The organism is Streptomyces sp. NRRL S-920 (assembly GCF_000717945.1).
Classification (GTDB): Bacteria; Actinomycetota; Actinomycetes; order Streptomycetales; family Streptomycetaceae; genus Streptomyces; species Streptomyces alboniger.
This window is the reverse complement of record NZ_JODF01000040.1, coordinates 91,854-99,783: the sequence shown is the minus strand read 5'-3', so window position 1 is coordinate 99,783 and position 7,930 is coordinate 91,854. Positions and strand designations below refer to the sequence as shown.

General features: G+C 71.1%; 5 protein-coding genes. 4 read left to right on the top strand and 1 reads right to left on the bottom strand.

The features are described 5' to 3' along the window. The 3 genes from IG54_RS0125755 to IG54_RS0125745 form a co-directional block, all read left to right on the top strand. Positions 1-1,365 (top strand): glycerophosphodiester phosphodiesterase family protein (locus IG54_RS0125755; protein ID WP_051819954.1); only part of this gene is annotated, 1,365 nt, incomplete at its 5' end. A gap of 172 nt (positions 1,366-1,537) precedes the next feature. Continuing rightward, positions 1,538-2,494: a pirin family protein gene (locus IG54_RS0125750; protein ID WP_030789084.1), complete on the top strand. Its 957-nt coding sequence runs from the start codon at positions 1,538-1,540 to the stop codon at positions 2,492-2,494. 49 nt (positions 2,495-2,543) lie between these two features. Beyond that, positions 2,544-3,578, top strand: coding sequence for an AI-2E family transporter (locus tag IG54_RS0125745; protein ID WP_030789081.1), 1,035 nt, complete (start codon positions 2,544-2,546; stop codon positions 3,576-3,578). 66 nt (positions 3,579-3,644) lie between these two features. Here IG54_RS0125745 and IG54_RS0125740 read toward each other — a convergent pair whose 3' ends face one another. Then, positions 3,645-5,861 carry an ATP-binding SpoIIE family protein phosphatase gene (locus IG54_RS0125740; RefSeq protein WP_051819942.1) on the bottom strand — a complete coding sequence of 739 codons (2,217 nt, stop codon included), beginning with the start codon at positions 5,859-5,861 and terminating at the stop codon, positions 3,645-3,647. Between the two features lie 164 nt (positions 5,862-6,025). On the opposite strand from IG54_RS0125740, the gene aspS reads away from it, so the two are divergent. Then, entirely contained in the window at positions 6,026-7,804 is a 1,779-nt protein-coding gene (gene aspS, locus IG54_RS0125735) for an aspartate--tRNA ligase (protein WP_030789075.1), read from the top strand. The last annotated feature ends 126 nt before the right edge of the window (positions 7,805-7,930 follow it).

Genomic DNA, 7,930 nt, shown 5'->3' with positions numbered 1-7,930 from the left:
CCCTTGCCCCGCACCGAGCAGCCCCCGGCCCCCTTACCCCGCACCGAGCCGCGCGCCGAAAGTCCCGCCGACCGTGCCCACCGTGACTTCCTCGACCGTGGGCCCAGGGCCCGGGTGATGACCGCCGCCCACCGGGGGCAGTGGCGCAAGGCGCCCGAGAACAGTCTCGCCGCGATCCGCGCGGGCTTCGCGGACGGCGCCGAGATCGTTGAGGTGGACGTCCGACTGACCAGGGACAAGGTGCCCGTCCTGATGCACGACGCGACCGTGGACCGCACTACGGACGGCACCGGCCGCGTCGCCGACCTCACCCACGCCCAGCTGCGCGGCCTGCGCCTGCGCGCGGGTCTCGGCGGCCGCCAGGCACCACTCACCGGCGAACGGATCCCCACGCTCGCCGAGGCCATACAGACCGCCCGCACGCTCGGCCTGGTCAATCTCGACCAGGCGTGGAAGGACCGCGAGGCCGTCTGGCGGGTGCTGGAGGAGACCGGCACCGTGCGCAACGGCCTCTTCAAGTCACCCGCTCCGGTGCCCGAGGTGCGGGCGTTCCTCGACCGCCACCGGGGCGCGCTGTACATGCACCTGGTGGACGACACCAACGCGGCATCCGTCGAGGAGTTCGGGAGGAGCAGGCCGCCCGCCTTCGAGGTGGTCTTCGACGACGTCCGCGACAGGGTGGCCCAGCCCGCCTTCCTCCGGGGGCTGCGGGCGACCGGCCGTGTGTGGTTCAACACCATGCGGAACGACTACGCCGCCAAGTTCACCGACGAGGCCTCCCTCATCGACCCCGCCCGCGGCTGGGCGGCGCTCATCGCCGGCTTCCAGGCGACGATCATCCAGACCGACAACGTCGAGACGCTGGAGTCCTACCTCACCAAGGGCGTCGCGGACGCGGTGCCGCCCGGAGCGGTACGCGTCCAGGCGGAGAACTACGCCCCCGGCGGCGCGGGCGTCTCCTACCACGACACCGATGCGGGGAACCGGGGGGACGGGCCGGGGCGGCGCGGCGACCACGTCGACGTGTGCGACCACGACGGCGCCGTGGTGGTGTGCTGGATGCGCGGCGCGGAGTGGATCACGTACGGAGTGGACGTACCGAAGGACGGCAGCTACACGCTCAAGGCGCGGGCGTCGTCCCCGTACACGCCCGCGGGGACCTATCGGATCGCCTACGACGGCGGCCCGCCCGGCAGGCCCGTGCACGTGGCCAACACGACGGCCCACTACGCCTTCGCACTCCAGGACAGCCGCGACCCGCGCCGCCTCACGCGCGGGCGCCACACCGTACGCGTGTCCCTGGAGGCGGGCGCGTTCCAGAACTGGAATCTCGATTACCTCCAGCTGGAGCCGGTCGGGCCGTAACCGGAGACGGGACCGGAGGCCGGACCGGAGGCCGAGCCGGAAGGGGACGGGACAGAACCAGCCACCCGCGCAGACCGGAGAAGCCCGGAGGGAATGCCCTCCGGGTTTCGTTCGTTCAAGTGGCAGAAAGTTCTATGTTCAACTAAAGTGAGCGCACAAGGAGGTCCCGACCATGCCCGCAGTGACCGTCGAGAACCCGCTGACCCTGCCCCGAGTGGTGGCCCCGGCCGATGCCGTGGCGCGCCCCGTGCTCGCCGTGACCACCGCGCCGAGCGGCTTCGAGGGCGAGGGCTTCCCGGTGCGCCGGGCCTTCGCGGGGATCAACTACAAGTACCTCGACCCGTTCATCATGATGGATCAGATGGGTGAGGTGGAGTGGGAGGCCGGTGAGCCGAAGGGCACTCCGTGGCACCCGCACCGCGGCTTTGAGACCGTCACGTACCTGATCGACGGCACCTTCGTCCACCAGGACTCCAACGGCGGTGGCGGCACCATCCGCAACGGCGACACCCAGTGGATGACGGCGGGTTCCGGCCTGCTGCACATCGAGGCGCCGCCGGAGGAACTCGTCATGTCCGGCGGCCTCTTCCACGGCCTCCAGCTGTGGGTGAACCTGCCCGCCAAGGACAAGATGATGGACCCCCGCTACCAGGACATCCGCGGCGGCCAGGTCCAGCTGCTCGCCTCCCCCGACGGCGGCGCGCTGCTCCGCGTCATCGCCGGTGACCTGGACGGCCACGAGGGCCCGGGCATCACGCACACGCCGATCACGATGATCCACGCGACCGTGCGACCCGGCGCCGAGGTGACGCTGCCCTGGCAGGCGGACTTCAACGGACTCGCGTACGTCCTCTCCGGGCGCGGCACGGTCGGCGCCGAGCGCCGCCCCGTACACAGCGGCCAGACCGCGGTCTTCGGCGCAGGTTCCTCGCTGACCGTCCGCGCGGACGAACGACAGGACACGCACGCCCCCGACCTGGAGGTCGTACTCCTCGGCGGCCGCCCGATCCGTGAGCCGATGGCACACTACGGCCCGTTCGTGATGAACAGTCAGGCCGAGTTGCGGCAGGCCTTCGAGGACTTTCAGAAGGGGCTGCTCGGCACGGTTCCGGCCGTGCACGGCATGTAGCCGTACATAACGTGCGCGGCGCCGGGCGGCGTGCTCGGGTGGGAGGGTGCTGACCCTTCTCCCCGAACCCGTCCGGCGCCTCGCCGCCTGGTGCGCGGTGGTGCTGCTCGTCGTGGGTGTGGCCGCCGTCGGTGTCTGGCTGTGCGTCACCTTCCAGACGGCCGTGACGCCGGTCCTGCTCGCCCTCCTCGGGACCGCGCTCCTCGGGCCGCTCTACCGGCGGCTGCTCAAGATGCGGGTGCAGCGGTCGCTGGCCGCCGGGCTGACCTGTGCGGCCGTCGTCGCCGTGGTCGGCGGGGTCACCTACATCGTGGCCAAGGCCCTGATCGACACGGGCGACCAGATCATCGCCTCCCTGCGGACCGCGGCGACCGACCTCGCCAAGTACTTCGGGGCCGCCGGTACCTCGCTCGACGACCTGGCGTCGAACGCCAAGGAACTGCTCGGCAAGTTCGGCGGGACCGCGGCCTCGGGGGTGCTCAGCGGGCTCAGCGTCGTCGGCGAGGTCATCGCCATGGCCGTACTCGCCCTCCTGCTGGTCTTCTTCTTCCTGCGGGACTCCGGCAAGGCGATGGCCGCACTGCGCTCGCTGTCGCCGGGGGACTCCGCCGATGTCGTGGAGGCTATGGCTCACCGTGCCTTCGGCGCCATCGAGGGCTTCATGCGGGGCACGACGATCATCGCCTTCATCGACGCCCTCTGCATCACCGTCGGCCTGCTGATCCTCGATGTGCCGGGGGCGGTGGGCCTCGGCGCGCTCGTCTTCGTCGGCGCCTACATCCCGTACCTGGGGGCGTTCCTGTCCGGCGCGATCGCCGTCCTCGTCGCCCTCGCCGACCGCGGCTTCGTCATCGCGCTGTGGGCGCTCGGGGTGGTGCTCGCCGTGCAGGTCCTGGAGGGGCACGTCCTCCAGCCGGTGATCCAGAGCCGGACGGTGCAGATGCACCCGGCCGTGGTGATGCTGACCATCACGGCGGGCGCGTCCGTGGCAGGGATCCTCGGGATGCTGCTCGCCGTACCCCTTACGGCAGCGGCCTTCGGCGTCCTGTCGGAGCTGCGCTCCCGCTACTCCGCTACGTTCTAGCGCCCCGAGGAGAGCGCCCCGAAGGGGCGCGGGGAACTGCGCGCCCAGCCCACGACAACCCGCGCGTTACAGACCCCCCGCCGAACCGTCAGGGGCCCCCGCGCCCTCATAGAGCTCGAACCAGATGCTCTTGCCGTCTCCGCGCGGGTCCACGCCCCACGCCCCGGCGAGCAGCTCCATCAGGACGAGGCCGCGCCCGGAGGAGGCCAGTTCGCCCGGCTGGCGCTTGTGCGGCAGGTCGTCGCTGGCGTCCGCGACCTCGGCACGCAGCCGGCGCGCGCCCGGTTCGCCGGTGACCTCGGCGACCAGGAGGGCGTCCCCGTCCGTGTGCACGAGGACGTTCGTGAGCATCTCCGAGACCATCAGGACCGCCGAGTCGACCTGGTCGTCGTCCGCCCAGTCGTGCAGCAGTTCTCGCAGGTGGCGGCGGGCTCCCGCGACCCGCTCGGGCTCCGCCTGCGCGACCGTGAGGACCGTGCGGCGGGCGTCCGTGCGGTGCTCGGGGCGGCTCGTCCTGCTCAGCAGCAGTACCGCTATGTCGTCCTCGCGGCGGTCGGCGAGCGGGCCGGTGGTGTAGTGCGAGGTGGGCCCGTGCACGGTCTGCACGAGCCGGTCGGCGAGGAGTTCGAGGCCGTCCTCCTCGTCCTCGCCCAGATACCCCTCCAGGGTCGACCTGATCCGCGCCCAGCCGCTGTCCAGGTCGTGGCCGCCGGTCTCGATCAGGCCGTCGGTGCAGATCAGCATGGTCTCGCCGGGCTCAAGGACGAGGCGGGTCGTCGGATAGTCCGCGTCCGGGTCGATGCCCAGCGGCAGACCGCCCGCGGTGGGCCGTTGCAGAACCGTTCCGTCACTCGTGCGTATCGCGGGTTCGGGGTGGCCGGCGCGGGCCAGTTCCAGGACGCCGGTCGCCGGGTCGGCCTCGACGTACAGGCAGGTCGCGAAGCGCGGGTCGTAGACCGTGGACTCGTCGGCGCCGCTGCCGCTCGACCCGTAGGTGATGGACTCCGTGATCCCCGCGAGGAAACGCGTCGCCCGCGACAGCACCGCGTCCGGGCGGTGCCCCTCGGAGGCGTACGCGCGCAGGGCGATCCGCAGCTGCCCCATCAGGCCCGCCGCGCGCACGTCGTGCCCCTGGACGTCGCCGATCACGAAGGCGATGCGGCCGTTGGGCAGCGGGATCATGTCGTACCAGTCGCCGCCGACCTGGAGGCCGCCGCCGGTCGGCACATAGCGGGCCGCGACGCTCATCCCGGGGATCCGCGGTCCGAGCATCGGCAGCATCGACCGCTGGAGGCCCTCGGTCAGCTCCCGCTCGGACTCCGCGACCCCGGCCCGTGAGAGGGCCTGCGCCAGCATCCGGGCGACCGTCGTCAGGACGGAACGCTCGTCGGGGGTGAAGGACACCCGATAGGCGAACGCGGCCATCCACGCGCCCATCGTGCGGCCCGCGACGGTCAGCGGCAGGAACGCCCACGACTGCCGCTCGAAGCGCCGCGCCAGCGGCCAGGCCGCCGGATAGCGGCGGCGGTAGTCCTCCGGGGAGGAGAGGTAGACGGCGCGGCCGGTGCGCACCACCTCGGCGGCCGGGTAGTCGGTGTCCAGCGGCATCGCGGAGAAGGGGCCGTCGTCGCCCGGCTGGTGGCCGTGGTGCCCGATGATCGAGAGCCGGTCGCCCGCCACGCCGAAGACGGCGAGCCCGTCCGGCGAGAACCCCGGCATGGAGAGCCCCGCGGCGACCCGCAGCACCTCCTCCGTCGACCGCGCCTCGGCCAGCGCCCGTCCGGCGTCCAGCAGGAACGCCTCGCGGGAGCGCCGCCAGTCACCCGTGACGGGGGTGCGGGCGGCGGTGCCCGGCGTGGGCTCGGACACCTCTTGCAGGGTGCCGATCAGCTCGTACGCCTCGGTCGCGTCGTGCAGTACGGGCTTGGAGCGGCTGCGTACGGTACGCAGGACCCGGCGCCCCGTGTCGTCCATGATCCGCAGTCGGGCCTCGGCGAGGGTGCCCTCGGCGACGGCGAGCTGGACGGTTCCGTAGATCTCGTTCCAGTCGACCGGGTGGAAGCGGGAGCGCACGGCCGCCTCCGTGAGGGTCTGGGCGCGCGCGGGCAGACCGAGGAGCCGGGCCGCCTCGGCGTCGAGCGTGACGGTCCCGGACGCGTTGTCCCACCGCCACAGGCCGGTCGCGATGGCGGCCAGGACATCCCCTACGGGAGGCAGGGACTCGTCCCCCACCTTCGAGAGGGGATCGTTCCCCACCTGCGAGGGGGGATCGTCGGTGCGCATTGACCCACTTTAGGAAGATGTACGGGCCCGCCGCCACCGAGCCCCGGCGCCACGGGCCCCTGGACGGGGTGGCCCCGGCGGATATCCGGAAAGCGATCTTCGCCCGGACGGTAGCCTTGGGGGGTCTGCTCTCTCCCCTATTCGCGAAGACTGGATGAACGACGATGCATCGGTACAGGTCCCACACCTGCGGCGAGCTCCGCGCCTCTGACGTCGGCACTGACGTCCGGCTGAGCGGCTGGCTGCACAATCGCCGAGACCTGGGCGGCATTCTCTTCATCGATCTCCGCGATCACTACGGCATCACGCAGCTGGTGGCCCGCCCGGGTACGCCCGCCGCCGAGACGCTCGACAAGCTCTCCAAGGAGACGGTCGTCCGCGTCGACGGCAAGGTCGTCTCGCGCGGCGCGGAGAACGTGAACCCGGAGCTGCCGACCGGCGAGATCGAGATCGAGGCCGTCGAGGTCGAGGTGCTCGGTGCGGCGGGCCCGCTGCCCTTCACGATCAACGCCGATGACGGGGTGAACGAGGAGCGACGCCTGGAGTACCGCTTCCTGGACCTGCGCCGCGAGCGCATGCACCGCAACATCATGCTGCGCTCGGCCGTGATCGCCTCCATCCGCTCCAAGATGGTGGCCCTCGGCTTCAACGAGATGGCGACGCCGATCCTCACCGCGACCTCCCCCGAGGGCGCGCGCGACTTCGTCGTCCCCTCCCGCCTCAACCCGGGCAAGTTCTACGCCCTGCCGCAGGCGCCGCAGCAGTTCAAGCAGCTGCTGATGATCTCGGGCTTCGACCGCTACTTCCAGATCGCGCCGTGCTTCCGCGACGAGGACGCGCGCGCGGACCGCTCGCCGGGCGAGTTCTACCAGCTCGACGTCGAGATGAGCTTCGTGGAGCAGGAGGACGTCTTCCAGCCCATCGAGAAGCTGATGACGGAGCTGTTCACGGAGTTCGGCAACGGCCGCGAGGTGACGTCTCCCTTCCCGCGCATCCCGTTCCGCGAGTCGATGCTGAAGTACGGCAACGACAAGCCGGACCTGCGCGCGAAGCTCGAACTGCACGACATCACGGACATCTTCGAGGGCTCCGACTTCAAGGCATTCGCGGGCAAGCACGTGCGCGCGCTGCCGGTGCCGGACACGGCCTCGCAGTCCCGCAAGTTCTTCGACGGCCTCGGTGACTACGCCGTCGAGCAGGGCGCGAAGGGCCTGGCCTGGGTGCGGGTCGCCGAGGACGGTTCGCTGTCGGGCCCGATCGCCAAGTTCCTGACCGAGGCGAACGTGGCGGAGCTGACCAAGCGGCTCGGCCTCGAGGCCGGTCACGCGGTGTTCTTCGGCGCGGGCGAGTTCGACGAGGTCTCGAAGATCATGTCGGCGGTGCGCGTCGAGGCGGCCAAGCGTGCGGGCCACTTCGAGGAGGGCGTCTTCCGCTTCTGCTGGATCGTCGACTTCCCGATGTACGAGAAGGACGAGGAGACGGGCAAGATCGACTTCTCCCACAACCCCTTCTCGATGCCGCAGGGCGGCATGAAGGACCTTGAGGAGAAGGACCCGCTGGACATCCTCGCCTGGCAGTACGACATCGTCTGCAACGGCATCGAGCTGTCCTCCGGCGCCATCCGGAACCACGAGCCCGAGGTCATGCTGAAGGCCTTCGAGATCGCGGGTTACGACGCGGAGACCGTGGAGCACGAGTTCGCCGGCATGCTGCGCGCGTTCCGCCTCGGCGCCCCGCCGCACGGTGGCATCGCGCCGGGCGTCGACCGCATCGTGATGCTCCTGGCCGACGAGCCGAACATCCGCGAGACGATCGCGTTCCCGCTCAACGGCAACGCGCAGGACCTGATGATGGGGGCGCCGACCGAGCTGGACGAGTCGCGTCTGCGGGAGCTGAACATTTCCCTGCGGAAGCCGGCGGCGCCGAAGCCTGCGGCGCAGTAGCGATTGCTTTAAGGCCCCGGAACCTGGTCGGTTCCGGGGCCTTTTCTTGTGCGTCTGCCGGTGTTCGTCCTCGAGTGCCGGTGCGTTGTGGCTGGTCGCGCAGTTCCCCGCGCCCCTTTGGGGCGC

Excerpts from the sequence above, each read along its gene's own strand:
- IG54_RS0125750 (WP_030789084.1), top strand. The coding sequence starts at position 1,538 with ATGCCCGCAGTGACCGTCGAGAACCCGCTGACCCTGCCCCGAGTGGTG.
- IG54_RS0125740 (WP_051819942.1), bottom strand. The coding sequence starts at position 5,861 with ATGCGCACCGACGATCCCCCCTCGCAGGTGGGGAACGATCCCCTCTCG.
- aspS (WP_030789075.1), top strand. The coding sequence starts at position 6,026 with ATGCATCGGTACAGGTCCCACACCTGCGGCGAGCTCCGCGCCTCTGAC.